Genomic DNA, 26,078 nt, shown 5'->3' on the forward strand with positions numbered 1-26,078 from the left:
CCTGAGCTCCGTGGCGGCCGGCTGATCAGGTGGCCGGCCGCCGCTGTCCTGAACGGTCGCCTCGGGCCCGAGCGCTCAGAGCGTGACCGCGGCGTACTCCGTCGCGGTCACGACCCGCACTCCCTCGTCGTGGACGAGCAGGAGCGCGCGGAGGGGGATGGCCCGCTTGTGGCACGCCGCCGCCAGGTGACGGGCGAGGACCCGATCGGTCTCGCCGAGGAAGGCGCGCCCGGGACGTTCGAGGGCGAAGGCGAGCGAGCCCACGTCCTGGTGCGCCACGGCCTTGGCGAGGGTGGCGACGATCCGCTCGGTCTTCTCCTCGTCGGGGTGCACGGGGAGCCCGTCCACCGGGTAGAGGATCGGCAGCTGCACGCCGTCGCGGTCGAGGAAGATCGGCCACAGCGCCCGGCGGTAGGCCGGTCCGATCAGCGAGGAGACGCGCTCGCGCAGCTCGCGGTCGTTCAGGAGCGGCGCATCGAGGTGCGGAGCGGGAGCGGCGTGGTCGAGAGTGGTCATGGTGTCGCTTTCTCGTGGGGCGAGCGGGCGGTGCCGCTGAGGGGTCATCGGAAGTTGCGGGAGGTGGTGCGAGCGCCGACCGTGAGGGTCTCGAACCTGTCGGCGAGGAGGTTCGTCACCCCCTCGTCGGAGCGCTCGAGGATCCCCCTGACCAGCAGGGCGGGTGCCTCGCGGGCCACGCGGCGGTAGCGGTTCCATACTCCGACGGAGCAGATCACGTTGAGGATCCCGTGCTCGTCCTCGAGGTTGAGGAAGGTCACTCCACCGGCTGTGGAGGGACGTTGGCGGTGGATCACGACCCCACCGACCTCGATCCGGGTCCCCGAGGGGATGGCGGGGAGATCGGCCGAGGAGCGGGCGCCGCGGCGAGCGAGTCCCTCGCGGAGGTGGCGCAGCGGATGGTCGTCGGGCGAGATGCCGGTGGCCCAGAAGTCGAAGACCACGCGCTCCTGAGGGGAGAGCATCGGCAGGAGCGGGGGCTGCACGACGACCGTGGAACCGGCGAGGAACTCCTCGCGGTCGCCTGCGGCGGTGCCGGCCTCCCAGAGCGCCTGCCGACGCTGCAGACCGAGCGAGTCGAAGGCGCCCGCGGCGCCGAGGGCCTCCAGCTGAGCCGCGGTCGTGCCGACCCGACGCGAGAGGTCGGCCATGCTCGCGTAGGGTCCGCCGCGTTCGCGCTCGGCGACGATGTGCTCGGCGAGCGCGGTGCCGATGCCCTTCACCCCTGCCAGCCCGAGCCGGATCACGAAGCCGCTGTCGCGCCTGTGGTCGTCCGTGTGGAAGTGCTCGGTGCGGTCGAACAGTCCCGTGGGCGGCTGATCGGCGCGGAGGCAGTCGTCGCTCCCGTAGGCGGCGCCGCTCCTCCGGCGTGCGGGGGCATCCTCCTTCGCCTCGAGCCCGGGAGGCGCCAGGGAGCGGTTGACGTCGGGCGAGACGACCTCCACTCCGTGACGCCGGGCATCGGCGACCAGGGTGTGCGGGGCGTAGAAGCCCATGGGCTGCGCCCTCAGCAGCGCGGCGGTGAACGCGGCGGGGTAGTGCAGGCGGAGCCAGGCGCTCGCGTAGACCAGCAGGGCGAAGCTGATCGCATGGCTCTCGGCGAAGCCGAAGTTCGCGAAGGCCTGGATCCGGAGGTAGATGTCGTCCGCGACCTCGCCCGTGATGCCGTTGCGGGCCATCCCCTGGTAGAGCCGCTCGCGGAGGGTCTCGATCTTCTCGGTCCCGCGCTTGGACCCCATCGCCCGGCGCAGCAGGTCGGCGTCCTCCGCGTTGCAGTCGCCGACGGCCACGGCCACCTGCATGAGCTGCTCCTGGAAGAGCGGCACGCCGAGGGTGCGCTTGAGCGGCGTCACGAGGAGGGGGTGCTGGTACGTCACCGGCTCCTCGCCGAGTTTGCGGCGGATGTAGGGATGGACCGCACCGCCCTGGATGGGGCCGGGGCGGATGAGCGCGACCTCGATCACCAGATCGTAGAAGCGGCGCGGCTGCAGCCGGGGGAGGGTGCCCATCTGCGCCCGGCTCTCGACCTGGAACACCCCGATCGAATCGGCGCGGCAGAGCTGGTCGTAGACGCCCTTCTCCTCCCGGGGGAGGGTGGAGAGGTCCCACTTCTCGCCGACGTGCTCGGCGACGAGGTCGAACGTGTACTGCAGGGCGGCGAGCATCCCGAGCCCGAGGAGGTCGAACTTGACCAGGCCCATCCAGGCGCAGTCGTCCTTGTCCCACTGCAGGACGGTGCGGTCCTCCATCCGGGCGGGCTCGATCGGGCAGACCTCGCCCACGGGCCGGTCGGTCAGCACCATGCCGCCGGAGTGGATGCCCAGGTGCCGGGGCGTGCCCAGCACCCGGGTGGTCAGGGCGACCACGTCCTCGGGGATGTCGTGGTCGGTGCTCTCGGTGACGGACCCCCACCGCTCGACCTGCTTCGACCAGCCGTCCTGCTGCCCGGCGCTGTATCCGAGGGCCTTGGCCATGTCGCGCACGGCGAACTTGGGCCGGTAGGTGATGACGTTGGCGACCTGGGCCGCGTTCAGACGTCCGTACTTCCGGTAGACGTACTGGATCACCTCCTCGCGTCGCTCCGAGTCGAAGTCGACGTCGATGTCGGGCTCCTCGTCGCGGATGCTGGAGAGGAACCGCTCGAACGGCAGGTCGTAGAAGATCGAGTCGACCGCCGTGATTCCCAGGACGTAGCAGACCGCCGAGTTGGCGGCCGAGCCGCGTCCCTGGCAGAGGATGCCGTTCCGCTTGGCGTAGTGGACGATGTCGTGGACGATCAGGAAGTAGCCCGGGAAGTCCTTCTGCTCGATCACCGCGAGCTCCTTCTCGAGGCGCGCGAGGACGTCGGCGTCGGCGCGGGGGTACTTGGCCGGCACGGCCTCGCGCACGAGCTCGCGCAGCCAGCTCATCGAGGTGTGCCCCTCGGGGACCTCCTGGCGCGGCAGCCGGGGCCGGACTCGGCCGAGCTCGAAGGCGATCTCGTCGGCGACGCGCACCGTGTTCTCCACGGAGCCGGGGTAGCGGCCGAAGCGCTCGGCCATCTCGGCTCCGGAGCGCAGGTGGGCGCCGCCCGCGGCGGGGAGCCAGCCGTCCATCTCGTCGAGGCTCCGGCGTGCTCTGACCGCGGCGAGGGCCGTCTGGAGGGGGCGCTCCTCCGGCCGGGCGTAGTGCACGTTCCCGGTGGCGACCGTCCGCAGCCGGAGCTTCTCGGCGATCGCCGCCAGCTGGTCGTTGGCGCGCGAGGCGAGGGGATCCCCGTGGTCGTACAGCTCCACGAGGACGTTGGCGGGACCGAAGAGCCGGACGAGCTCGCGGACCTCCTGCTCGGCCGCGGCCACTCCTGCGGCGGCGAGCGCTTGACGGACCGCTCCCTTGCGGCAGCCCGTCAGCACGATCCAGTGGCCGTCGGCGGCGCGCGCGAGCTCCTCGAGGTCGTAGCTCGGCTTGCCCTTCTCAGCTCCGGCGAGCTGGGCGGTGGTGATCGCACGGGCGAGGCGGTGGTAGCCCTCCTCGCGGCGCGCGAGGACGAGCAGGTGGGTCCCCTCCGGATCGGCGACCCCGTTCTGAGGCGAGGTGAGCCCGATCGAGAGCTCGGCTCCGAAGGCCGTGCGGACGGCGTGCCCCTGCGCGGCCTCGGCCATCCTCACGATGCCGTAGAGGCCGTCGTGGTCGGTGAGCGCGAGAGTGTCGATGCCGAGCCGGACCGCTTCCTCGACCAGCTGCTCCGGCTTGCTCGCCCCGTCGAGGAAGCTGAAGTGGGAGTGGGCGTGCAGCTCGGCGTAGGGCACCGGATGAGCCGGCGGCCGGACGTCGTCCCCTGCCACGTAGGCGGGGCGCTTGTGCGACCAGGCCGGACTGTCGCCGCCGTCGCCCCGGACGACGGTGCCGTCGGCGCGCTTGCCGCTGGAGAGGCGGCGCTCGAACTCCGACCAGGGGATCGGCGGGTTGTTCCAGCCCATCGGGGCTCCTTCGATGCTCGTTCGCGGTGGTGGAGGGATGCTCCGGTTCAGTCGTAGCGGGCCTCGGCTGCCCAGACCCCGTCGAGGCAGAGCAGCAGCCAGGCGACACCGGCGGCGTCGACCACCTGGAAGCGGTCGTAGCGGACGGCGGTGCTCGGATCCCACCAGCGCTCGTCGATCGGCCAGGGACCCGCCCATCCGGCGAGGGGCTCCAGGCGTGCCTGAGAGGTCCCGGGGGTGAAGTAGGCGGGCACGGAGCTGAGGGCGCCGCGCTCGTCGACCGCGACGGGTTCGCCCCTCGGTCCGCGGACGAGCACGGCCGCGGGCTCCGCGAAGACCGTCGGCGGGAGGGGCGGCGGCAGGGAGCCGGGCCAGGGCAGGGTCCTCGGCCGTGCGTCGCCCGGCTCCCGGTCGCCCCAGGGGATCAGGTGCTGGCGGTCGCGGAGGGATCGACCCCCTCCGATCGACGCGGTCATCACGGCCTCGTGCCCGAGCATGCTCTGCACGCGGCTCAGCCCGTGGTGGACGCGCTCCTCCGGAGCGGTGCCCCAGAGACCCTGCTCGTGGTTGCCGATCGCGTCGACCGCCTCGGGCTCGACGCACAGCCGCGAGATCGGCGCTCCGAGACCGGTGTCGATCTCCCCGCTGCCCTGCAGCTGCCAGCGGACCCGGTCGAGCACGTCGCCCGGGGTGAACCATCTCGGGTGCAGCCAGCTCCTGGAGGAGACCTCACCGCGCTCGCTGACGACCTCGATGCGGATAGCGGTCGCGACCAGCTGTGCGCGGGTGAGCCCGGCGACGAACTCCTCCGCGGGGACGCGGAAGGCGAAGGCGGCCTGGTCGATGCGGTCCAGAGGGGGCTCGAACTCCATCGCCCGGTCGAGGCGCTCCGGCGGGAGCCGGGGCACCACCGTCTCCGACTCCGCACCGGCGGCGAGGAGGTGCGCGTGGGCGCCCTCCGGTCCGAACCGGGCGGCGACGTCCTCGCGAGGGAGGGCGGCGAAGGCGCCGAGGGTGCGGACGCCGAGTCTGCGCAGGAGCGCCACCAGGTCGTCCCCCCGGCGGGGAGCACGGGCAGGGGCTGCGACGGACTCGGTCTCGAGGGCGTCGAGCGGGAGCGGGGCGAGGAAGTCTGCCGCTGCTCCTGGGGGCACGACGGCGACGGGGCGGCCGGAGTGCTTCGCGGCGAGCTCGGAGGCGAAGAGCCCGTCGGCGATCCCGATGCGGGCGTCGGGAAGACCCAGCTCGGCCAGCCGCTGCAGGATCGCCTCGGCCGCGCTCTGCTCGCTCCCGTAGTAGCGGCGCGGACCGCGGGCACGGATCGCGCACAGACCGGGCCGGATCAGCTGGACGCCCGGGGTGATCTCCTCGAGCGCCTGGATGAGCGGCTCGAACGCCCGGTGGTCGAGCACCGGGTCGTACGGGAGGACGGCGAGACCCGTGCAACGGGACTGCGCCTCGCGCACGCGCATGCCCCGCCGGACCCCCTCCGCCCGGGCAGCGGGGGAGGAGGCGAAGACCAGGCTCTTCTCAGTGAGGGCCAGGGGGTGCTCGTCGCCGAGGCCGGCGTCGGCGGCGGCCGCGAGGAGGGGCCAGTCGGGGCACCAGACGAGGATCGTCCGCCGCAGCTCGGGTGCGCTCGCCATCTCAGACCGCCCGCTCGTGCAGGCGGCCGTGCTCGACCCGGGAGCCGAAGGCGCTCTCGACGCCGGGCATGCTCATCCGCACCGTGCGCACCCGGGTGCCGGCCCGGCCGACCACATCGACCATCGCCTCCCGGGAGCGCAGGTAGCCGTGGCCGTCGCCGAGCCCCTCCCAGCGGCTGCTGCGGATGCTGAGCCGCGCCTCGGCCTGGGGCCACTCGCCGAGGATCACGAGCGCGGCACCCCGCTGGCGCAGTCGTGCTCCCAGACGCGAGACGTCGGCCGAGGAGACGGAGGCGGGCGGACGGGTGAGCACGACGGTCAGCACATCGACCAGAGCGGCGGTGACGGTGAGCCAGTGCTCGGCCGGTGCGGGCACGAGCACCAGGCGCTCGAGGTCGATCCCCATGCCGGCCGCGGCCTCGGCCCCGAACTCCGGGACGCCCACCACGCCGCACCACGAGCCCTCGGCGGACGGGCCGGCGAGCAGCCCCATCGCCAGACTCATCGAGCCCTCCACCGAGTAGGCGGCACCCTGCTTGAGCGAGCCGCCCGGGAGCACGGAGGAGAAGGCCGGCAGGGTGGCGAGGCTCCTGGTCTCGAGAGTGGTCGCCTGCATGTCCCGGATGCGGGACTGCAGCTCCTTCACCGACGCGAGCTGCCGCAGAAGGGGCTCTGCGGCCTCGGCCGTCTCCGCGGAGACGAGGGATGAAGGGGGGCTCATCTGCCCATGTTCGAACATGTGTTCGAGTATGTCAATCGCCACCGACATCCACCGGCGAGCCGCTCGGACCCTTCCGCGACCGCCCGGCGAGGCGCACTGAGGAGGAGGTTCCAGGCGTCCCGGGCAGTCTCGCATCCGCCTCCGACATCCCCGTCCTGGGGCGTTCTCCACCGGGTCTCGGCGAGGGAGGGCCTCCTGCCGCGCCTCTACCATGGGAGCCATGTCCGACGCCCTGCTCGACCCCGCCGACTCCGACGCCACCGCCCCGGCCGCGCCGCGCAGAAGGACCCTCGTGGTCAAGATGGGGTCCAGCTCGGTCACCAAGCAGTCGGGTCCGGATCCCGTTCTCCTGGCCAGCGCGCTCGAGAGCGCCTTCGCCGCCCGCGCGCTGGGCTGGGACGTCGTGCTGGTCTCCTCCGGCGCCGTCTCCTCGGGCCGGGCGCTCTTCGCCCGCTCGCAGGAGGAGCCGATCAGCGCCCGCCTGGCGGCAGCGGTGGGCCAGACCGTCCTGATGGGCTTCTACCGCTCGGTGGCCGAGCTCTCGGGCGCCCTGGTCGCGCAGATCCTCATCGGCGAGTCCGACCTCGCCTCTCCCCGGCAGATGGCACACGTCGCCGAGGCGATCCGCCACGCCCTCGACGCCGGAGTCGTGCCCGTGGTCAACGGCAACGACACGATCGACTCCGCCGGCTCGGACAACGACGGCGTCGCCGGCGGATTGGCGATGCTCCTCGGCGCGGACCTGCTGCTGCTGCTCACCGACGTCCCCGGCGTCTTCGCCGGCAGCATCGCCGAGGGCGTGCACCTCGAGGAGCTGGGCATCTCGGAGCTGCGCCGCATCGGCGTGCAGAAGGGCGGTACCGGCCGAGGGGGCATCCGCTCCAAGCTGCGGGCCGCCGAGCTCGCCGCGCACAACGGCGTCTCGACCAGGATCGCCGGGGCGCGCACCCCCGAGGTCATCCTGGGCGCCCTGGGAGGGCCGGGCCCGGGCACCCTCGTCCGCGCCGTGCACGCGCATCCGCCCGTGGAGCAGCGCTGGATCTCCGGAGTGGCCACCGGCCGCGGCCGCGTCGAGATCAACCTCGAGGCCGAGCGGAGCATCGGAGCCGGCTCGAGCCTGTTCGCCTCTGGCATCAAGCGCGTCTCCGGCGAGTTCGGCGGCGGCGACGTGATCGAGGTGCGCGCCCTCAGCGGAGAGCTCCTCGCGCGCGGCGTCTCCCGCGTCTCCTCGCGTCTGCTGACCCTGGTCCGCGCACTCCGGGTCGACGAGATCGCCCGCGTCTTCGTGGCGGTCCTCGGCCATGCCGCCACGACGGCGCCGTCGGCGAGTCCGGAGGGGGAGGAGAGGCCGCAGCTGACCCGCGCTCTGGAGTACGCGCGCACTCTCTCCTCCGAGCACGCTCGGGCCGTCGCGATGGAGATCGTCTCCCTCTTCCCCGCCGAGAGCATCTCGGCCCTGCTGGGGCAGGGCGCGGGGGAGGGCGAGCTCGTCGAGCGCTACACCCGCCTCGTCCGCACCCTCGCCATCGTGGAGAACGAGAACCTGGCCGTCTTCCGCTCCTGACCGCCGGTGGCGCGCCACGTCTCAGTGCATTTCGCGCCTTCGCGTCATGATCGCCGTTCTCCGGTGTCTTCCTGGTGATGGCGCCGCTCCTGGGCGCCCCCGACGGAACGGATCATCGATGAGCGTCCCCACTTCCACAGCCGGCCACTTCCGCGAGTCCGACATCACGCCCGAGAGCTTCGAGATCGAGCGGCTCGAGCGGCGGCTCGCCCTGCTCGAGGCCTCGATCGCCCAGGGGGAGCGGGCACTGCTGGGCCGGGTCGACCCGAGCACCGGAGATCCCCTCCCAGGCGCCTGCGGGGGGCACCGAGCCCAGCTGGTCAGCAACTTGACGACGGAGCGGGCCCTCGCCGACCGCATCCGGGAGATGCTCGCCGCTCGGAGCTGACGGGGTGCGTACGGCACCATGGGGCCATGGTCACTATCACCGTCGCCGGTCTCGCCCAGCACTTCCACCCCGCCGAGCGGGGCACCGTCCGCCTCGAGATCCGGCGCGAGTCGCGATCCCGACCCCAGGCGCTCGCCGAGGTCACCGCCCTGCACGCGCGGGTCCGTGAGGAGGCGGCCGCCGAGCAGGCGTCCGGCGCCGCCACCTGGTGGTCCTCCGATCAGATCTCGGTCTCCTCGATCCGCCGGTACATCAAGGACTCGGACGTCACGCAGCTGTTCCATGTCGCGGCCGCCGGGGTCCGGGTGAAGTACCGGGACTTCGCGGCTCTCGGGCGCTGGGTCGGCTCGATCTCGGAGGTGCCGGGGATCCAGATCTCGGGGATCGACTGGGACGTGACGGCGGCGCGACGGGCGGGCATCGAGCGCGAGGTCCGCACCGCTGCCGTGCGCGACGCGCGCGAGCGGGCCGAGGCCTATGCGGCGGCCCTCGGCCTGACCGAGGTGCGGGTGCTGACCCTCTTCGAGCCGGGACTGCGGCCGCACACGCGCATCGAGGGCGGCTCGGCGATGATGAGCCGCGCCAAGGCGTTCTCCTCTCCTGAGGAGCCGCTGGCCCTCAAGCCGGAGGACATCGAGGTCACCGCCTCGGTCTCCGCCGACTTCGAGGCGCACTGACGCGGAGACGCGACCGGGGGACCGGTTCCGCTGCGGACGGAGAGCGCATGCCTGCACCTGCGACCCGCTGATCGTCTGCATGGCGACCCCGAGAGTCGCCCCGAGGCGACCGACCATCGGCTCCACGACGACCCCTCTCCGCCCCGATCAGCGGGCACGCGACCACCATACGTGTATTGAGGACTCCTCGGGAGCGCTGTCGCGGTTCGGCGTCCGCCGTGCACACCCTCCGGGAATAGCGGGGGACCCCCGAGCGCTGAGGCAGGCATGGTCTCGCGCAACGGCTTCCTCTCCTTCGGCCACTACCAGTCCGTCCCCGGGTCTCAGACCCGCTCGGCTCGCGACGTCCTCCTCCAGACGATCGAGCTCGCGGAGGCGGCGGAGGAGATCGGCATCGACGGCGCCTACGTCCGCGTGCACCACTTCGCGCCGCAGCTCGCCTCGCCGTTCCCGCTGCTGGCGGCGATCGCCGCGCGCACCCGCCGCATCGAGATCGGCACCGGGGTCATCGACATGCGCTACGAGAACCCGCTCTACATGGCGGAGGAGGCGGCCGCCACCGACCTGATCTCCGACGGCCGGCTCGAGCTCGGGGTCAGCCGGGGATCGCCCGAGACCGCCCTGCGCGGGTCCGAGGCGTTCGGCTTCGTCCCCCCGGAGGGGATGACCGACCCCGACCTCGCCCGGCAGAAGGTGCGCATCCTCCGGGAGGCGCTCGCCGGAGCGCCGGTCGCGCAGTCGGATCCGGCGATGACGCGCCAGTCGCTCCCGCTCTCGATCGAGCCGCGCTCGCCCGGCCTCGAGGACCGGATCTGGTGGGGTGCCGGCAGCTTCGCGACCGCGCGCTGGGCAGCCGAGCAGGGCATGAACCTGCAGTCGTCGACCCTGCTCCTGGAGGAGGAGGGCGTGCCCTTCGACGAGCTGCAGGCCCGCCAGATCCGCGAGTACCGCGACGCGTGGAGCGAGGCGGGCTGGGAGCGCACTCCGCGCGTCTCCGTGTCGCGCAGCGTCCTTCCGATCACGACCGATCTCGACCGGCTGTACTTCGGCGGCCGCGGCGAGCAGGACCAGGTCGCCACCCTCGAGGGCGTCCGCGCCCGATTCGGCCGCAGCTACACGGGCGAGCCGGACGCCGTCTCCGCCGAGCTCGCTGCGGACGCCGCCGTGCAGGAGGCGGACACGCTGCTGCTCACCCTTCCCAACCAGCTCGGGGTCGAGTACAACGCGCGGCTCCTGCGCACTGTCGTGGAATCGATCGCTCAGGCTCTCGGCTGGTCGCCGGCGACAGCAGGCGTCTGACGCCGAGGCACGGTCTGTGCAGGAGGGCCCCTGCGGTGCAGGAGCGCCCCTGCGGTGCAGGAGCGCCCGTTTACTGCAGGAGCGCCCGTTTACTGCAGGAGACGCCCCGCCTCTTCGGGAAAGAGCGGGGCTTCTGCTCTCTCCGACCACAGCATCTTTCCCGCCGGCGCGAGGAGCGGACGGTGCCGGGAACGACGGAACCCCCCGCCTCTCCGAGGAGAGACGAGGGGTTCCGATCAGTGTGTCCGAGGGGGGACTTGAACCCCCACGCCCTATACGGGCACTAGCACCTCAAGCTAGCGCGTCTGCCATTTCCGCCACCCGGACGAGTGTTTCCTTCGACCTGCGTTTCCGCGGCCGAAGAAGACATTAGCACGGTTCCGGGGCCTCTCACGCCACCTCCCGGCCCACCGTCCTCCGCGCGCCGTCGAGCCCGCGCCGGTACCGTTGCCCGCATGTCCGACAGCATCGACAGCGCGCCCGTGACCGACAGCACCCTCGACGAGACGGCGCTCATCGCGCGCGATCTCATCCGCTTCGACACCAGCAACTACGGCGACGGGAAGGCGGAGCCGGAGCGCCCGGCCGCGGAGTACGTCGCGGCGAAGCTGCGCGACCTCGGCCTCGAGCCCGAGCTGATCGACTCCGACCCGGGACGCACGAGCGTCGTGGCGCGGGTCGCCGGGGAGGACCGCGAGCGCGGCGCCCTCGTCGTCCACGGGCACCTCGACGTGGTGCCCGCCATCGCCGACAACTGGAGCGTCGACCCGTTCGGCGGCGAGATCAAGGACGGCATGCTCTGGGGCCGCGGCGCGGTCGACATGAAGAACATGGACGCGATGATCCTCGCCTCGCTCGGCGACATCCTCCGTGAGGGGAGGCGCCCCTCCCGCGACCTCGTCATCGCCTTCTTCGCCGACGAGGAGGCGGGCGGTGTGCGGGGATCGGGATTCCTGGCCCGTGAGCGGCCCGAGCTGTTCGCCGGAGCGACCGAGGCGATCAGCGAGGTCGGCGGCTACTCGATCGAGCTGGCCGGCAAGCGGGCCTATCTCGTGCAGACGGGCGAGAAGGCGCTGATGTGGCTGACCCTCCGCGCGCACGGCACGGCGGGGCACGGCTCGCAGATCAACTCCGAGAACGCCGTCACCCGGCTGGCGCAGGCGATCGCCCGCATCGGAAGCGAGGAGTGGCCCACCCGCCTCACCGACACCACGCGCGAGCTGCTCGACGAGGTCGCCCGCCTGCTCGGCCACGACCCTCAGCGCAGCACTCCGGAGGAGCTGGCACTCGCCACCGGCACCGCCTCGCGCTTCATCGCCGCGACGCTGCGCACCACCGCCAATCCGTCGATGCTGTCGGCCGGCTACAAGGCCAACGTCATCCCGGACACCGCGGACGCCACCATCGACGTGCGCGTCCTCCCCGGCGAGGAGGACGCGGTGCTCGAGCGCCTGAAGGTCCTCGCGGGCGAGCACGTCGAGATCCTCGTCCAGCACCGCGACATCGGACTCGAGGTGCCCTTCGCCGGCCCCCTCGTCGAGAGCATGGCCGCCTCGATCCGCCGGTTCGATCCGGGCGCCGAGGTCCTCCCGTACCTGCTCTCCGGAGGCACCGACAACAAGGCGCTCTCGACGCTCGGCATCACCGGATACGGATTCGCGCCGCTCCAGCTGCCGTCGTCCCTGGACTTCCCGGCGCTGTTCCACGGGGTCGACGAGCGCGTTCCACTGGACGCACTAGTGTTTGGCAGGAAGGTCCTGACCGATCTCCTGCTGAGCTCCTGACGGCGCCGCGGACCGGGTCAGCACCGACCGATCCCGACCGACTGCTGGCCGACGACGCCCCAGCCCTCCTCGAAAGTGACGCATGGGCCTGCTCGACGCGCTGATCCTGGGACTCGTCCAGGGTCTGACCGAATTCCTCCCCATCTCCTCCAGCGCCCACCTCCGGATCGTCAGCGAGCTGCTGCCCGGTCTCGGCGGCCGCGACACCGGAGCCGCGTTCACCGCTATCACGCAGCTGGGCACCGAGACCGCCGTCATCATCTACTTCTGGCGCGACATCGTACGGATCGTTTCGCACTGGGCGCGCTCCCTCGTCGGCCGGATCCCGCGCTCGGACCCGGACGCCCGCATGGGCTGGCTCATCATCCTGGGCAGCCTTCCGATCATCGTCCTCGGCCTCGTCTTCCAGGACGCGATCGAGACGACCCTCCGCTCTCTGTGGGTGGTGGCCACCACCCTCATCCTCTTCGGCATCCTGCTCGGCATCGCCGACGCGGTCGGCGCGAAGAAGCGCCGCCTGCGCGACCTGGGCGTCCGCGACGGCCTGATCTTCGGAGGCGCGCAGGCACTCGCCCTGATCCCCGGCGTCTCGCGCTCGGGAGGCACCATCACCGCGGGCCTCTTCCTCGGCTACGAGCGCAAGGCGGCGGCGCGCTACTCCTTCCTCCTCGCGATCCCCGCGGTGTTCGGCAGCGGTCTCTACCAGCTGTACAAGAGCATCAGCGACCCGGTCGTGCTCCCGAACCAGGTCCAGGTCGGCGGGCTCGAGACTCTCGTGGCGACCATCGTCGCGTTCGTGGTCGGCTTCGTCGTGATCGCGTTCTTCATGAGCTACATCTCCCGCCGCAGCTTCCTCCCGTTCGTCGTGTACCGCATCGTCCTCGGCGTCGTCCTCATGGTCGCGCTCGCCACCGGCCTGATCGCCGCCTAGATGCGCGCCTGGACCGCCGCCGACGTCCCCGCCCTGCCCGGCCGGGGGAGCGCACCGCGCCTGCACGACACCGCGACCGCCGGCCCCGTCGAGCTCGACGCGCCCAGCGGAGTCGCGAGCCTCTACGTCTGCGGCATCACGCCCTACGACGCCACCCACCTCGGGCACGCGTCGACCTACCTCGCCTTCGACACGGTCCAGCGCGTCTGGCTCGACGCGGGCTACACGGTCGAGTACGCCCAGAACGTGACCGACGTCGACGACCCGCTGCTCGAGCGTGCGACGGCCACCGGTGTCGACTGGCGCGACCTCGCCGAGGAGCAGGTCGAGCTGTTCCGCGGCGACATGGTTGCCCTTTGCGTCCTGCCTCCGCAGCACTACGTCGGAGTCACCGAGACCGTGGATCCCATCGCGGAGGCGGTCGCCCGTTTGGAGCGCGACGGCGTCGCCTACCGCGTCGCTGCTCCGGACGCGGCGGAGGAGGGCGCGAGCGACCTCTACTACGACATCGCCGCGGCCGAGAGCGCCGTCTGGCACCTGGGCAGCGAGAGCCGGCTCGACGCGGAGTCGATGGCCCGCTTCTCGGCGCTGCGCGGGGGCGACCCGGAGCGCGCCGGCAAGCGCGACCCCCTCGATCCGCTGCTCTGGCGGGCCGAGCGCGCCGGCGAGCCCGCCTGGGACGCCGAGGTCGGCCGCGGCCGTCCGGGCTGGCACATCGAGTGCTCGGTGATCGCCCTCGACCGGCTCGGACCCGAGTTCACCCTGCAGGGCGGCGGGAGCGACCTGGTCTTCCCGCACCACGAGTTCAGCGCCGGCCACGCCGCGTCGCTGTCCGGCCGTCCTCTGGCCCGCGCCTACGCGCACGCCGGGATGGTCGCCTACCAGGGCGAGAAGATGAGCAAGTCGCTCGGGAACCTGGTGCTGGTCTCACGTCTGCGGAGCGAGGGCGCGGACCCGCGGGCGATCCGCCTCGCGCTCCTCGCGCACCACTACCGCTCCGACTGGGAGTGGCTGCCCGGGGACCTGCCGTCGGCCGAGGCGCGCCTGGCGCGCTGGGAGGCGGCCCTCGCCGCCGTCGGACCGCGCTCGGCGCTCGAGGTGCTGGCGCAGCTGCGCGAGGCGCTGGCCGACGACCTCGGCACTCCGGCCGCCCTCGCCGTCGTCGACGCCGCACTGACCGAGGGCGTGGACGACCCGTCGCTCCTGCGCGACGCGGTCGACGCCCTGCTCGGGGTGCGCCCGGCCTGAACCCCGTCAGGCTCGAGTCCCGTAAGCCTCGAGTCCCGGACGGCTCGAGTCCCGAACGGCTCGAGTCCCGTCAGGGCGGCCGGGAGGGTCATCGGCCGGAGCGGTCCCGTGATCGACGACCGTCTCGGACGAGCGGGCGCCGGCGGAGGCTACGGGCGCCAGGGCTCCTCGCCGGAGCGGCCGTCGCCGCGGCGGCGCAGGTAGCGCTCGAACTCCTGGGCGATCGCCTCGCCGCTCGCCTCGGGCGAGTCGACGGTGTCGCGCGCCTGCTCGAGCTGGGCGATGTACGACGCCATCTCCTCGTCCTCGGCGGCGAGGGCGTCGATGCCGCGCTCCCACTCCTCCGCCTCCTCGACGAGGTCGCCGCGGGGGATCGCCAGGCCGACGACCTCCTCGAGCTTCTCGAGCAGCGCCAGCATCGCCTTGGGCGAGGGCGCGTTGTGCACGTAGTGCGGGACGGAGGCCCAGATCGAGACGGCGGGGATGCCGACCTTCTGTGCGGCCTCGCCGATCACGCTGAGGATGCCGACCGGCCCCTCGTAGCTGGAGCGCTCGAGCTCGAACGAGCTCCGCAGCTCCGCGTTCTCGCTCGAGGCGAAGATGGAGATCGGCCGGGTGTGCGGGACGTCGGCGAGCATCGCGCCGAGGAAGACGACGGCGGAGATGTCTATCGCGAGCATGGCGTCGACGACCTCGGCCGCGAAGCTCTTCCAGCTGCGCGAGGGCTCGGTGCCGATCATGAGGTACAGCGCGCTCTCGGCGTCGACCGAGGTGTCGGCCGGGCCGAAGATCTGGGTGCCGGGCCAGGCGAGGCTGCGGCGGCCGTCCTCGCCGATCGAGAGCATGGGGCGGGTGTACTGGAAGTCGTAGTACTGCTCGGCGTCGACGGCGAAGAGGGGCACGTACTCCCCGGCGTCCTTGACCAGCCGCAGCGCGCCGCTGGCGGCGTCCCCGGCGTCGTTCCAGCCCTCGAAGGCCACGACCAGGACGTTCCCCGTGATCACGTTCATAGGCAGGATCTCCGCGTTCGGCTCGATGTGCGGGGAGCGCACACCGCGCCTGTCCCTCCGTCCAGGATAGGACCGCCCCCGGCCGCGCCCGTCCCGTCCGGCGGGATCGGCCGCGCTGTTCGCTCTCGGCCCGCGGCCGGGGAGGGGCGCGGCCCTGCCGGTACCATGGTCGCTCGTGACTCCCGAGACCTCCGCCCGGCCGCTGTCCTCCGAGCCGCTCGGAGGAGCGTCCGCCCCCGCCGCCGTCCTCTGGGACATGGACGGGACGCTCGTCGACACCGAGCCGTACTGGATGGCGTCGGAGCACGCGCTCGTCTCCTCCTTCGGCGGAGTGTGGACCCACGAGGACGCGATGGGACTCGTCGGCTCGGGCCTGCCCGCCGCCGCCCGCATCCTGCAGGGCAAGGGCGTCGACCTCTCCGTCGACGCGATCATCGACCGGATGACCGACGAGGTCGTCGACCAGCTGGCCGTGAGCATCCCGTGGCGACCGGGCGCGCTCGAGCTGCTGCACGCGGTGTCCGAGGCGGGTGTGCCGCAGGCGCTGGTCACGATGTCGATCTCGCGGATGGCCGCGGCCGTCGTGGACCGGATCCCGTTCCCCGCCTTCGCCGCCGTCGTCAGCGGCGACATGGTCGAGCGCAGCAAGCCCCACCCCGAGGCGTACCTCCTCGCCGCGAGCACCCTCGGTGTCGACATCACCGCATGCGTCGCGATCGAGGACTCCCTCACGGGCCTCGGCGCGGCCGTCGCCTCCGGAGCCGCGGCGATCGGCGTCCCGCACCAGCTGGAGCTGGATCCCGCCGCCCCCTACGCCCTCTGGCCCACTCTCGCGGGCCGCACCGTCGCGGACCTCGCGACGGTGTCCTCCGAGCACCGCGGCTCCGGCCCGGCCACGACCGAGACGGAGGCCCGCCGATGACCGGTGAGGCACTGCAGCATTCCGGACCCTTCCGCGCGGGAGACCGCGTCCAGCTGACGGGACCCAAGGGGCGGATGAACACCATCACGCTCGTTCCCGGCAAGGTGTTCCACACGCACCGGGGCGGCATCGAGCACGACACGGTGATCGGGCTGCCCGACGGCTCGGTGGTGACCAACACCGTCGGCGTCGAGCACCTCGCGCTGCGCCCTCTCCTCGCCGACTTCGTGATGTCGATGCCCCGCGGCGCGGCGATCGTGTACCCGAAGGACGCGGCCCAGATCCTCGCCCTCGCCGACGTCTTCCCCGGCGCCCGCGTGGTCGAGGCCGGTGTCGGCTCCGGCGCGCTCTCGCTCTGGCTGCTGCGGGCGGTGGGTCCGACCGGCCGGCTGTCGTCGTTCGAGCGGCGCGAGGAGTTCGCGGATGTCGCACGGGCGAACATCGAGACCTTCCTCGGCTACACGCCCGACAACTGGAGCGTCACCGTCGGCGACCTCGTCGAGGCGCTGCCCGGCACGGTCCCGTCCGGCGAGGCCGACCGCGTCGTGCTCGACATGCTCGCGCCCTGGGAGTGCCTCGACGTCGCCGCCGAGGCTCTCACGCCCGGGGGAGTGCTCCTCTGCTACGTGGCCACCGTCACGCAGCTCTCGCGGACGGCGGAGGCGATCCGCGCCTCGGGCCTGTTCACGAACCCGTCGTCGAACGAGACCATGGTCCGCGGCTGGCACGTCGAGGGCCTCGCGGTCCGGCCGGACCACCGGATGATCGGCCACACCGGCTTCCTCATCACCGCTCGCCGGCTCGCTCCGGACACCGTGCTCCCCGAGCTCAAGCGTCGCCCGTCGAAGACGGACTTCAGCGACGAGGACGTGGAGGCCTGGACCCCCGGCGCGCTCGGCGAGCGCGCCGTGAGCCCCAAGAGCCTGCGCAAGCGGGTCCGCGAGTCCGCCACCAGCGCCGAGCTCTCCCGGGCCCGCGGGTTCGGCGAGGAGACCGCGGAGCCCGACGACGAGGGCATCCTCTAAGCTGTTCCCGGCCTCCGGGCCGTCTCCACCCCGGGCGTCACCGCTCCCCTTCACTCGAATCGAGGACCCGTGCGCAGGACCACCGCGCTCATCGCCGGCATCGGCATCGTCGCCGCTCTCACCGGATGCACCGCGTCCTCCTCGCAGGCGGACTGCGACGCTCCGTTCTCCTCCGGCGACTCCTCGGCGGCGGTCAGCGCCACGGGCGACTTCGGAGCGAAGCCGGACGTCAGCGTCCCGACGCCGCTGAAGGCGGACGGCACGCAGGTCAGCACCCTCATCGAGGGCTCGGGCGCACCGCTCGAGAAGGGCCAGCTCGTCACCATCGACTACACCCTGGTCAACGGAGCGGACGGCACGGTCCTCGAGACCTCGCCCTACGACGGGTCGAGCACCGCCCGCTTCGGCGTCGGCGGAGCCGGGCTCGTCGGCCTGAACGAGGGCCTCCTCTGCACGCAGGTCGGCTCGCGCGTCGCCATCGCGATCGCCCCCGAGGACGGCTTCGGCCAGTCCTCGTCGCAGCTCGGCATCTCGGAGGACGACACGCTCGTGCTCGTCGCGGACGTCCGTGAGGCCTCGCTGGCCCGCGCGAACGGCGCCGCCCAGCCCGCGCCCGACGGCTTCCCGACGGTGACGCTCGGCGACGACGGACGCCCGGGGCTCGCGAAGCCCTCCGGTGACGCGCCGACCGACCTCCGCATCGCCCAGCTCAAGAAGGGCGACGGCGACGTCGTCGCCGAGGGCGACCAGGTCGTCGTGGCCTACACAGGCTGGCAGTGGAGCGACGGGAAGGTGTTCGACTCCAGCTGGGAGAAGGGCGCTCCCGCCGTCTTCACGGCCGCCGACGGCTCGACCACCCAGGGCGGAGTCATCGCCGGATTCGCCGACGCCCTCATCGGCCAGCCCGTCGGATCCCAGGTCATCGCGGTCATCCCGCCGGACCAGGGCTACGGCGACCAGGGCTCCCCTCAGGGCGGGATCCCCGGCGGCGCGACGCTGATCTTCGTCGCCGACATCCTCGGAAAGGTCTGACCGGGCCCGGCCCTAGACTGGAGGGCGTGCCTTCCGACGCCCCGTCCTCGAGCCGCGTCCCGGCCGAGGAGCGTCTGTTCAACCTCGTGCTCGCGCTCGTCGCGGCCGAGAACGGACTGACGAAGGCCGACGTCCTCTCCACGGTGCAGGGCTACCGGCAGCGGGTGGGCCGGGGCGACCGGACCTCGCTCGAGCGCCAGTTCGAGCGCGACAAGGACGACCTGCGCGAGCTGGGCATCCCGATCGAGACGGTCGACGCCCCGGGCGACCCGGGCAACACCCAGACCGTCCGGTACCGCATCGCGAAGCGCAGCTACGACCTCCCGGCCGACCTGACCTTCGACCCGGAGGAGCTCGCGCTGCTCCGCCTGGCCGGGGCGGTCTGGCGCGAGGGGACGCTCTCGGCGGAGTCGCGGCGCGCGCTGATCAAGCTGCGCTCGATCGGGGTCGAGTCCGTCGACCCCGTCATCGGCATCAGCCCCTCGATCCGGGTCCGCGAGGCCTCGTTCGAGCCGCTCAACGCTGCGCTCGACCGCGGCCAGGTCGTCCGCTTCCCCTATCTGAAGCCCGGCGGCGAGGAGCCGCGCGTGCGCACCGTGCAGCCCCGCGCCCTGGTGAACCACCAGGGGCGCTGGCACCTCCACGGCTGGGACGAGGGCGCCGAGGGCACGCGGACCTTCCTCCTGTCGCGGATCGTCGGGCCGGTCGCGTCCACCGGCCGCACCGCGCCTCTCGTGGAGGGGGACCACGCGGCGACCGCTCTCGCCCAGCTCGACGAGATCCTGCAGCGCAACAGCGCGCTCCTGCGCGTCGCCCCCGACTCCGACGCCGCCCTCCGTCTCGGCGGGCGTGCCGAGGCCGAGGGCGAGGGCCAGGGCCTGCTGCGCCTGCACTACACCGACCCGGACGTGCTCGCGGACGAGCTCGCCGGTCACGGTCCCGAGGTGCGGGTGCTCGAGCCGGAGGAGCTCCGCCGCCGCGTCCTCGACCGCCTCCGCCGCACCCTGGACGACCATGGAGGGGATCCCCGTGGCTAGACCCCGCTCCCTGCAGGCGCGCGACCGCCTGGCCGTCCTCCTCTCCCTCGTTCCCTACCTGCTCGACCGGGGCCGCGTGTCCGTCGCCGAGGTCGCCGCGCACTTCGAGATCCCGGAGGAGGAGGTGCGCCGCGCGGTGCGCCTCATCGCCGTCTCGGGCATCCCCGGCGAGACCGCGCAGTACCAGGCGAACGACCTCTTCGACATCGGCTGGGACGACTTCGAGGAGAACGACCACGTCGTCCTCACCCACCAGGTCGCGATCGACGACTCGCCGAGGTTCTCGGCGCGGGAGGCCGCCGCCCTCATCGCCGGCATGCAGTACCTCGCAGCGCTGCCCGAGAACCAGGGCAACGACCGGATCGCCTCGCTGATGGGGAAGCTCGCACGCGGCGCCTCCTCGGCCCCGAGCGCGGTCGCGGTCTCGCGCGGCACGGGCGCGGACAGCGCTGTGGCGCTCCTGCGGACAGCGATGGGCTCGGCGACGCAGGTCGCTTTCGACTACCGCAGCGCCCGCGGCGAGACCGAGTCCCGGCTCGTCGACCCCTTCGTGCTCGAATCGGTCGATCGGGACTGGTACCTGCGCGGATGGGACCACCTCCGCGAGGGCGTCAGGACGTTCCGGGTCGACAGGATGCGCTCCCTCCGCGACACGGGGACGCCGATCGTCCGGCGCCGCAACGAGGTGACCCTCTCGGAACGGCTCTTCGAGGCCTCCGCCTCCGATCTCGTCGTGGACCTGCGCGTCGCCCCCAGCGCTGTCGTGCTGCTGGGCGACTACGCGGCCGACGCCGAGTTCCCCGATCCCGTGCCGGGGGAGGAGGACCACGGTGTCCTCGTCCGTCTCCGCGTCGCCCATCTGGAGGGACTGACGCGCCTGGTGGCGTCGTTGGCGGGTCTCGTCACCGTGGTGGCACCCCCCGAGGCGCGCACCGCGGTCGCGCTCTGGGCGGCCTCCGCGCTCGCCGCGAACGAGGGGGAGCCGTCGTGACCTGGTGGTCGTGGATCCTGATCTGGCTCGGCCTCGCGCTGGGCGCTCTGGCGATGCTGGTCCTCTTCGCCCTCTCCTACTGGCGCAAGGGGAAGGTGCTCCTCGGACAGCTGTCCGAGGTCACCGCGAAACTCGAGACACTGAGTCCTGGAATGACGGACGACCTGCCGCCCCGGCCGTCCTCGTCGCTGTTCGCCGATCGCGACGACGTGAGGCGTGCGCACGAGGGCCGGCGTGACGCACGTCGCGACAGGATCGATCTCCGCCGGTCAGAACGGGTCGAACAGGGTAAGCTCCTCGTACACCGCAACCGACAAGTGAAGTGAGTCTGCAATGTTCGCTGGCCTCCAGGGGTGGCACCTCCTCATCATCCTCGCCGTGATCCTCCTCCTGTTCGGTGCGCCCAAGCTCCCGCAGCTGGCCCGCAGTGTCGGGCAGTCGATGCGGATCTTCAAGAGCGAGGTCAAGACCATGAAGGACGAGGACGGCACCGAGCGCCGTGAGTCGACCGAGGGGACCACCGGCACCGTCGCCGGATCCACCGGCACGACCACCGGCACCGGCACCACCACGCCGCCCGAGTCCCCGCTCAAGTAATGACGTCCGTGGCACCGAAGAAGCCACGGACGAAGCGGACGAAGAACCCCGACGGGCGCATGTCGCTCGGGGCGCACCTCGTCGAGCTTCGCAACAGGCTCTTCAAGTCGGCGATCGCGATCGTCATCGCGTGCGTCGCGGGGTGGTTCGTCTCGGAGTGGGTCTTCGAGGCCCTCAAGGCTCCGATCTCCGAGGTGGCCTCCACCCAGGGCAAGGAGGCGATCCTCAACTTCCCGACGATCGCCGGTGCCTTCGACCTGCGGCTGCAGATCGCCATCACGGTGGGCATCGTCCTGGCAAGCCCGGTCTGGCTGTACCAGATCTGGGCGTTCCTCGTCCCGGGCCTGACCCGCAAGGAGATGCGGTACGGCCTCGGCTTCATCCTCACCGCCATCCCGCTGTTCTTCGCGGGCTGCGCGGCCGGCTGGTTCGTGTTCCCGCACATCGTGGAGCTCCTGACGAGCTTCACCGGCAGCAACGCGGCGAGCTTCCTCGACGCCAAGATCTACTACGAGTTCGTTCTCAAGCTCGTGCTGGTCGTCGGCATCGCCTTCGTGCTGCCCGTCTTCCTGGTGCTCCTCAACTTCCTCGGCATCCTCCCCGGCATGCTGATCCTCAAGTCGTGGCGCATCGCGATCATGGCGATCGTGCTCTTCACGGCGATCGCGACCCCCGCGGCCGACCCGATCTCGATGTTCCTCCTGGCCATCCCGATCATCTTCCTGTTCTTCCTCGCCTGCGGGATCGCGATCCTGCACGACCGGCGCGCCGCCAAGCGCCAGCTGGTGTTCGACGGCAGCCCCTCCGACCTGCCCGCGTGACCGGACCGTCTCCCGCCGAGCGGTTCGCCGCGTTCCGGACGCGCCAGGGCCACGCGAGGGTCGAGGCGTTCCGCTCGACCCTCGCGTTCGACCTCGACCCCTTCCAGTACGAGGCCTGCAGCGCGCTCGACGACGGCCACAGCGTCCTCGTCGCCGCGCCCACCGGCGCCGGCAAGACCGCGGTGGCCGAGTTCGCGATCCACCTGGCCATGCAGGACCCGACGGCCAAGGTCTTCTACACGACGCCGATGAAGGCGCTGAGCAACCAGAAGTTCCAGGAGTTCGTCGAGGACTACGGAGCCTCCGAGGTCGGCCTGCTGACCGGCGACTCGAACGTCAACGCGCGCGCCCGCATCGTCGTGATGACGACCGAGGTGCTGCGCAACATGCTGTACGCCGACTCGGACCTCCTGCGCGACCTCGCCTACGTCGTGATGGACGAGGTGCACTACCTCGCCGACCGCTTCCGCGGCGCCGTCTGGGAGGAGGTCATCATCCACCTCCCGCAGCGCGTGCGGCTGGTCTCGCTCAGCGCGACCGTGTCGAACGCCGAGGAGTTCGGCGACTGGCTCCAGACCGTCCGGGGCGAGACCGAGGTCATCGTCTCCGAGGAGCGGCCCGTCCCGCTCGACCAGCACGTCCTGGTGGGCGGCAAGCTGGTCGATCTCTTCGACTCCTCCGGTCGGGCGGCGACGAACCGGGTGAACCCCGAGCTCGCCCGCATGGCCCAGGGCGGCTCCCGGGTCGAGCGCGGCGGCAGGGGCGGCCGCAACGGCCGAGGCGGTCGCGGCCGCTACCCGGAGCAGCGCACCGAGGAGCTCGTGCTGCGCTCGGAGGTCGTCGAGATCCTCCGCGGCAAGAACCTCCTCCCCGCGATCTTCTTCGTCTTCAGCCGTGCGGGCTGCGACCAGGCCGTGCGCCAGGTGCTGCGGTCGGGCGTGCGCCTCACCGAGCGCCACGAGCGCGACGAGATCCGCGCGATCGTCGAGGAGCGGTGCCGGACGATCCGCGACGAGGACCTCGCGGTGCTCGGCTACTGGGAGTGGCTCGACGGACTCCAGCGGGGCGTCGCCGCGCACCACGCCGGGATGCTCCCCGCCTTCAAGGAGGTCGTCGAGGAGCTGTTCCTGCGCCGGCTCGTGCGCGTGGTCTTCGCGACCGAGACGCTCGCGCTCGGCATCAACATGCCGGCCCGCACGGTCGTCCTCGAGAAGCTCGAGAAGTTCAACGGCGAGGCGCGCGTCCCGATCACACCGGGGGAGTACACCCAGCTCACCGGCCGGGCGGGCCGACGCGGCATCGACGTCGAGGGCCACTCGGTGATCCAGTGGCGCGGCGGGATGGACCCTCAGGCGGTCGCGTCCCTCGCCTCCCGGCGGACCTACCCGCTCAACTCCAGCTTCCGCCCCAGCTACAACATGGCCGCGAACCTGATCGAGCAGTTCGGGCGGGTGCGCACGCGCGAGATCCTCGAGTCGTCGTTCGCGCAGTTCCAGGCCGACCGGTCCGTCGTCGATCTCGCCCGCCGGGTCCGCCAGCAGGAGGAGTCGATGGCGGGCTACGTCACGGCGATGCAGTGCCACCTGGGCGACTTCGAGCAGTACGCGGCGATCCGCCGTGAGATCGGCGACCTCGAGCGCCGGGGCGCGGTGCGCGGCGAGTCGGCCTCCCACGCCGAGCGCGAGAAGCGCCAGGGACAGCTCACGAGCCTGCGGCGTCGGATGAAGGCGCACCCGTGCCACGCCTGCTCCGACCGCGAGCAGCACGCGCGCTGGGCCGAGCGCTGGTGGAAGCTGCGCCGCGAGACCGACGAGATCGAGCGCCAGATCCGCTCGCGCACCGGCGCCGTCGCCCGCATCTTCGACCACATCACGGACGTGCTGCTCGAGCTCGGCTACTTCCGCCGGGACGAGGTCGGCGAGCTCTCGCTGACGCCCAACGGTCGCACGCTCCGCCGGATCTACGGGGAGCGGGACCTGCTCGTCGCCGAGTGCCTCCGGAAGCAGGCGTGGACGGAGCTCGATCCGGCCGGCCTCGCGGCGATGGCGTGCTGCCTGGTCTTCGAGCCGCGACGCGAGGAGGGGACGCTCGGCGAGCAGTTCCTGCCCCGCGGCGCGTTCCCCGAGGCGCTGGAGAGGACCCAGCTTCTGTGGGCCCGGCTCGACGACGTCGAGCGGGAGCACCGCCTGCCGGGCAGCAACCCGATCTCGACGAGCCTGGCGCTGTCGATGAACATGTGGGCCAAGGGCATGCCGCTCGACATGGTGCTCCGCGAGTCCGACATGGCCGCCGGCGACTTCGTGCGCTGGGCGAAGCAGACCATCGACCTCCTCGACCAGCTCTCCGTCGTCGCCGAGGGCAAGGTCGGCCGCGCGGCCCGGACCGCCCTCGACCTGGTCCGCCGCGGCATCGTCGCGTACTCGACAGTCGCATGACGCCGATCGCTCCTCCGCCCGACGGGCGGACCGTTCCGCTGTGGGTGGCGCTGCCCCTCGCCGCCCTCGGCGGCGCCGTGCTCGACCGCGGCTTCCCCGACTCCGACGTCTGGCCGCTGGCGATCGTGGGCGCCGCGGCGATCCTGTTCGCGCTGGGGGGGCGCGGCTTCTGGAGCGGAAGCCTCGTCGGCCTCGTCGGCGGAGCGGTCTTCTGGGGCGTCCACATCGAGTGGCTGACCCTCTACCTCGGCCCGGTCCCGTGGGCGGCCCTCGCCGGCCTGCAGGCGATCTTCTTCGCGCTCTCCGCGGGGCTGATGGCGGTCGTCTCCACGCGCGGCCACCGCGTCTGGACGGGACCGCTCGGCCGGATGGTCGGCCTCCCCGCCCTCCTGGCGGCGCTCTGGATCGGGCGCGAGTCGATCACCAGCGTCTGGCCCTACGGCGGCTTCGCCTGGGGCCGCCTCGCGATCTCGCAGTCCCTCGGCCCGCTCGCCGGTCTCGCGGCGTGGATCGGCTTCGCCGGCCTCGGCTTCGTGGTGGCGTTCCTCGCGGCCGTGCTCGCGCAGGCCGTCCGCGAGATGTCCGTCCCGGCCTTCTCTCGCGTCAGCGCTCTCGCGGGCTTCGCGATCGTGGCGCTGGTGTTCCCCGCCTGGCCGGCACCGACGGAGGGCACGACCCGGATCGCCGCCGTCCAGGGCGACTCCGATGCGGGCCTGTTCTCGCAGAGCTACCGCGGGCAGATCCTCGAGGACCACACCTCGGCGACGCTGCCGATCCTCGATCAGGACGTCGACATGGTGGTGTGGCCCGAGAACGGCGTCGACATCGATCCGACCCGGAACGCCCAGTCGGCCGCCGTCCTCGACTACCTCAGCCGGACGATGGACGCGCCGTTCGTCGTGGGCACGATCACGAACCCCTCGGACGACGTCTTCTACAACAGCTCGCTGCTCTGGAAGGCGGGGGAGGGGGCGACGCAGGTCTACGACAAGGTGCATCCCGTCCCGTTCGCCGAGTACATGCCGGACCGGGCGTTCTGGCGGATGTTCGCTCCGGACCTGGTCGACCTGGTGAGCCGCGACTACTCGATCGGCACCCGTCCCAACGTCTTCGACGTGAACGGCGTCCTCGCAGGCATCGCGATCTGCTTCGACATCTCGGACGACGCGCTGACGAACGCGATGGTCGACGGGGGAGCCCAGGTCATCCTCGGGCAGACCAACAACGCCGACTTCGGCCGGACCGACGAGAGCGTCCAGCAGCTCGCGATCGCTCGCCTGCGGGCCATCGAGACCGGGCGCAGCGTGGTCAACATCTCGACCGTCGGGACGAGTGCGATCATCGGGCCGGACGGCGCGACGATCGACTCCCTGACATGGTTCGAGCCGGGTGCCATGGTGGACGAGGTCCCCCTCAGCTCCACCACGACCCCGGCTCTGGTGTGGGCGCGAGACCTCGGCTGGTACTTCCTGGCCGCCGGTCTCATCGGCATGGTCTCGTTCGTCCTCAGGACGCGCGAGCCGCGACGCCGTTACCGCTGACCGGCGCTACGCGCCGATCTTGTGCTCGCCGCGCCTGGCGCGCAGATAGGCGAGCCGCTCCTCGAGCAGCTCCTCCAGCTCCGCGCGGGTCCGACGCTCGAGCAGCATGTCCCAGTGGGTGCGCGGAGCCTTCTGCTCGCCCTTGTCCACGACGACCGGCTTCGAGTCCACCATCAGAGTGGCCTCGTGACCGCAGGAGCGGCACTCCCAGGTCTCCGGTGCTTCCGCGTCGGCCGAGAACACCATGTCGGTGTCGTGGCCGCAGTTCGCGCAGTGGTACTCGTACGTCGATCGCGGGGAGAAGACGACGCCTTCTTCGCTCTGCAGGCTCTGGGATCCGAGCCGCATTCCTCGCAAGCTTCGATCTGCCATTGTGTGGTCTCCTCTCGCTGTGCTTCCCCAGTGTCAACGTCGTACCTGGAGGTGGTCTTCCCG

The 26,078-nt window shown here is 72.0% G+C and carries 23 protein-coding genes and 1 tRNA gene; 17 read left to right on the forward strand and 7 right to left on the reverse strand.

What is annotated here, in order from left to right:
- Positions 1 to 75: 75 nt before the first annotated feature.
- From C5C37_RS03635 to C5C37_RS03650, 4 genes are read right to left on the reverse strand one after another with little or no spacing between them, the layout of a single operon-like run.
- Positions 76 to 516 carry a hypothetical protein gene (locus tag C5C37_RS03635; protein WP_104221992.1) on the reverse strand — a complete coding sequence of 147 codons (441 nt, stop codon included), beginning with the start codon at positions 514 to 516 and terminating at the stop codon, positions 76 to 78.
- A 44-nt stretch (positions 517 to 560) separates the two neighbouring features.
- Entirely contained in the window at positions 561 to 3,974 is a 3,414-nt protein-coding gene (locus tag C5C37_RS03640; RefSeq protein ID WP_104338484.1) for an error-prone DNA polymerase, read from the reverse strand.
- Positions 3,975 to 4,021: 47 nt separating this feature from the next.
- The gene (locus tag C5C37_RS03645; RefSeq protein WP_104262932.1) at positions 4,022 to 5,620 is read right to left on the reverse strand and encodes a DNA polymerase Y family protein; all 1,599 of its coding nucleotides are present in this window, start codon (positions 5,618 to 5,620) and stop codon (positions 4,022 to 4,024) included.
- Position 5,621: 1 nt separating this feature from the next.
- Entirely contained in the window at positions 5,622 to 6,341 is a 720-nt protein-coding gene (locus C5C37_RS03650) for a hypothetical protein (RefSeq protein WP_104273061.1), read from the reverse strand.
- 220 nt (positions 6,342 to 6,561) lie between these two features.
- Between C5C37_RS03650 and proB the strand changes: the two genes are divergently transcribed.
- The 4 genes from proB to C5C37_RS03670 all read left to right on the forward strand — a co-directional run bounded on the left by proB (position 6,562) and on the right by C5C37_RS03670 (position 10,269).
- Positions 6,562 to 7,905: a glutamate 5-kinase gene (proB, locus tag C5C37_RS03655; RefSeq protein ID WP_181065651.1), complete on the forward strand. Its 1,344-nt coding sequence runs from the start codon at positions 6,562 to 6,564 to the stop codon at positions 7,903 to 7,905.
- 118 nt (positions 7,906 to 8,023) lie between these two features.
- On the forward strand, positions 8,024 to 8,293 hold the full coding sequence (locus C5C37_RS03660; RefSeq protein WP_104222002.1) for a hypothetical protein: 270 nt from the start codon (positions 8,024 to 8,026) through the stop codon (positions 8,291 to 8,293).
- Between the two features lie 26 nt (positions 8,294 to 8,319).
- Complete coding sequence (locus C5C37_RS03665; RefSeq protein ID WP_104222004.1) at positions 8,320 to 8,970, forward strand: SIMPL domain-containing protein; 651 nt, start codon at positions 8,320 to 8,322, stop codon at positions 8,968 to 8,970.
- Positions 8,971 to 9,237: 267 nt separating this feature from the next.
- Positions 9,238 to 10,269: an LLM class flavin-dependent oxidoreductase gene (locus C5C37_RS03670; RefSeq protein WP_104338485.1), complete on the forward strand. Its 1,032-nt coding sequence runs from the start codon at positions 9,238 to 9,240 to the stop codon at positions 10,267 to 10,269.
- Between the two features lie 242 nt (positions 10,270 to 10,511).
- On the opposite strand, the gene C5C37_RS03675 is transcribed toward C5C37_RS03670, so the two are convergent.
- A tRNA-Leu gene (locus C5C37_RS03675) sits at positions 10,512 to 10,596 on the reverse strand.
- A 128-nt stretch (positions 10,597 to 10,724) separates the two neighbouring features.
- Here C5C37_RS03675 and C5C37_RS03680 point away from each other — a divergent pair.
- The 3 genes from C5C37_RS03680 (at position 10,725) to mshC (ending at position 14,232) form a co-directional block, all read left to right on the forward strand.
- A complete protein-coding gene (locus C5C37_RS03680) occupies positions 10,725 to 12,053 on the forward strand; it encodes a M20/M25/M40 family metallo-hydrolase (protein WP_181068004.1) in 1,329 nt (442 codons plus the stop codon).
- Positions 12,054 to 12,135: 82 nt separating this feature from the next.
- Positions 12,136 to 12,984 (forward strand): undecaprenyl-diphosphate phosphatase, encoded by an 849-nt coding sequence (locus tag C5C37_RS03685; protein ID WP_104222008.1) that lies wholly within the window; start codon positions 12,136 to 12,138, stop codon positions 12,982 to 12,984.
- The gene (mshC, locus tag C5C37_RS03690; protein ID WP_104338486.1) at positions 12,985 to 14,232 is read left to right on the forward strand and encodes a cysteine--1-D-myo-inosityl 2-amino-2-deoxy-alpha-D-glucopyranoside ligase; all 1,248 of its coding nucleotides are present in this window, start codon (positions 12,985 to 12,987) and stop codon (positions 14,230 to 14,232) included.
- A gap of 149 nt (positions 14,233 to 14,381) precedes the next feature.
- Here mshC and C5C37_RS03695 read toward each other — a convergent pair whose 3' ends face one another.
- A complete protein-coding gene (locus C5C37_RS03695) occupies positions 14,382 to 15,242 on the reverse strand; it encodes a proteasome assembly chaperone family protein (protein WP_104222142.1) in 861 nt (286 codons plus the stop codon).
- Positions 15,243 to 15,417: 175 nt separating this feature from the next.
- On the opposite strand from C5C37_RS03695, the gene C5C37_RS03700 reads away from it, so the two are divergent.
- The 10 genes from C5C37_RS03700 to lnt all read left to right on the forward strand — a co-directional run bounded on the left by C5C37_RS03700 (position 15,418) and on the right by lnt (position 25,643).
- Positions 15,418 to 16,164 carry an HAD family phosphatase gene (locus tag C5C37_RS03700; RefSeq protein WP_258066905.1) on the forward strand — a complete coding sequence of 249 codons (747 nt, stop codon included), beginning with the start codon at positions 15,418 to 15,420 and terminating at the stop codon, positions 16,162 to 16,164.
- Positions 16,161 to 17,189, forward strand: coding sequence for a tRNA (adenine-N1)-methyltransferase (locus C5C37_RS03705; RefSeq protein WP_104222012.1), 1,029 nt, complete (start codon positions 16,161 to 16,163; stop codon positions 17,187 to 17,189). Before C5C37_RS03700 ends, C5C37_RS03705 begins: the two co-directional genes overlap by 4 nt.
- Before the next feature lie 69 nt (positions 17,190 to 17,258).
- A complete protein-coding gene (locus C5C37_RS03710) occupies positions 17,259 to 18,221 on the forward strand; it encodes an FKBP-type peptidyl-prolyl cis-trans isomerase (RefSeq protein ID WP_104222014.1) in 963 nt (320 codons plus the stop codon).
- A 26-nt stretch (positions 18,222 to 18,247) separates the two neighbouring features.
- Positions 18,248 to 19,258, forward strand: a complete 1,011-nt coding sequence (locus C5C37_RS03715) for a YafY family protein (RefSeq protein ID WP_104222016.1) — start codon at positions 18,248 to 18,250, stop codon at positions 19,256 to 19,258.
- Positions 19,251 to 20,249, forward strand: coding sequence for a YafY family protein (locus C5C37_RS03720; RefSeq protein WP_258059235.1), 999 nt, complete (start codon positions 19,251 to 19,253; stop codon positions 20,247 to 20,249). Before C5C37_RS03715 ends, C5C37_RS03720 begins: the two co-directional genes overlap by 8 nt.
- Entirely contained in the window at positions 20,246 to 20,575 is a 330-nt protein-coding gene (locus C5C37_RS03725) for a hypothetical protein (RefSeq protein WP_104222020.1), read from the forward strand. The genes C5C37_RS03720 and C5C37_RS03725 overlap by 4 nt, the downstream gene beginning before the upstream one ends.
- 7 nt (positions 20,576 to 20,582) lie before the next feature.
- Positions 20,583 to 20,846, forward strand: coding sequence for a Sec-independent protein translocase subunit TatA (gene tatA, locus C5C37_RS03730; RefSeq protein ID WP_104222022.1), 264 nt, complete (start codon positions 20,583 to 20,585; stop codon positions 20,844 to 20,846).
- The gene (gene tatC / locus C5C37_RS03735; RefSeq protein WP_374952911.1) at positions 20,846 to 21,667 is read left to right on the forward strand and encodes a twin-arginine translocase subunit TatC; all 822 of its coding nucleotides are present in this window, start codon (positions 20,846 to 20,848) and stop codon (positions 21,665 to 21,667) included. Before tatA ends, tatC begins: the two co-directional genes overlap by 1 nt.
- A complete protein-coding gene (locus C5C37_RS03740) occupies positions 21,664 to 24,102 on the forward strand; it encodes an RNA helicase (RefSeq protein WP_104222026.1) in 2,439 nt (812 codons plus the stop codon). Before tatC ends, C5C37_RS03740 begins: the two co-directional genes overlap by 4 nt.
- On the forward strand, positions 24,099 to 25,643 hold the full coding sequence (lnt, locus tag C5C37_RS03745; protein WP_104268654.1) for an apolipoprotein N-acyltransferase: 1,545 nt from the start codon (positions 24,099 to 24,101) through the stop codon (positions 25,641 to 25,643). The genes C5C37_RS03740 and lnt overlap by 4 nt, the downstream gene beginning before the upstream one ends.
- A gap of 6 nt (positions 25,644 to 25,649) precedes the next feature.
- Here lnt and C5C37_RS03750 read toward each other — a convergent pair whose 3' ends face one another.
- Entirely contained in the window at positions 25,650 to 26,015 is a 366-nt protein-coding gene (locus tag C5C37_RS03750) for an RNA polymerase-binding protein RbpA (RefSeq protein ID WP_068207052.1), read from the reverse strand.
- Positions 26,016 to 26,078 lie beyond the last annotated feature (63 nt).

Origin of the sequence: Rathayibacter sp. AY1F9 (genome assembly GCF_002932155.1) — a bacterium.
Taxonomy (GTDB): Bacteria; Actinomycetota; Actinomycetes; order Actinomycetales; family Microbacteriaceae; genus Rathayibacter.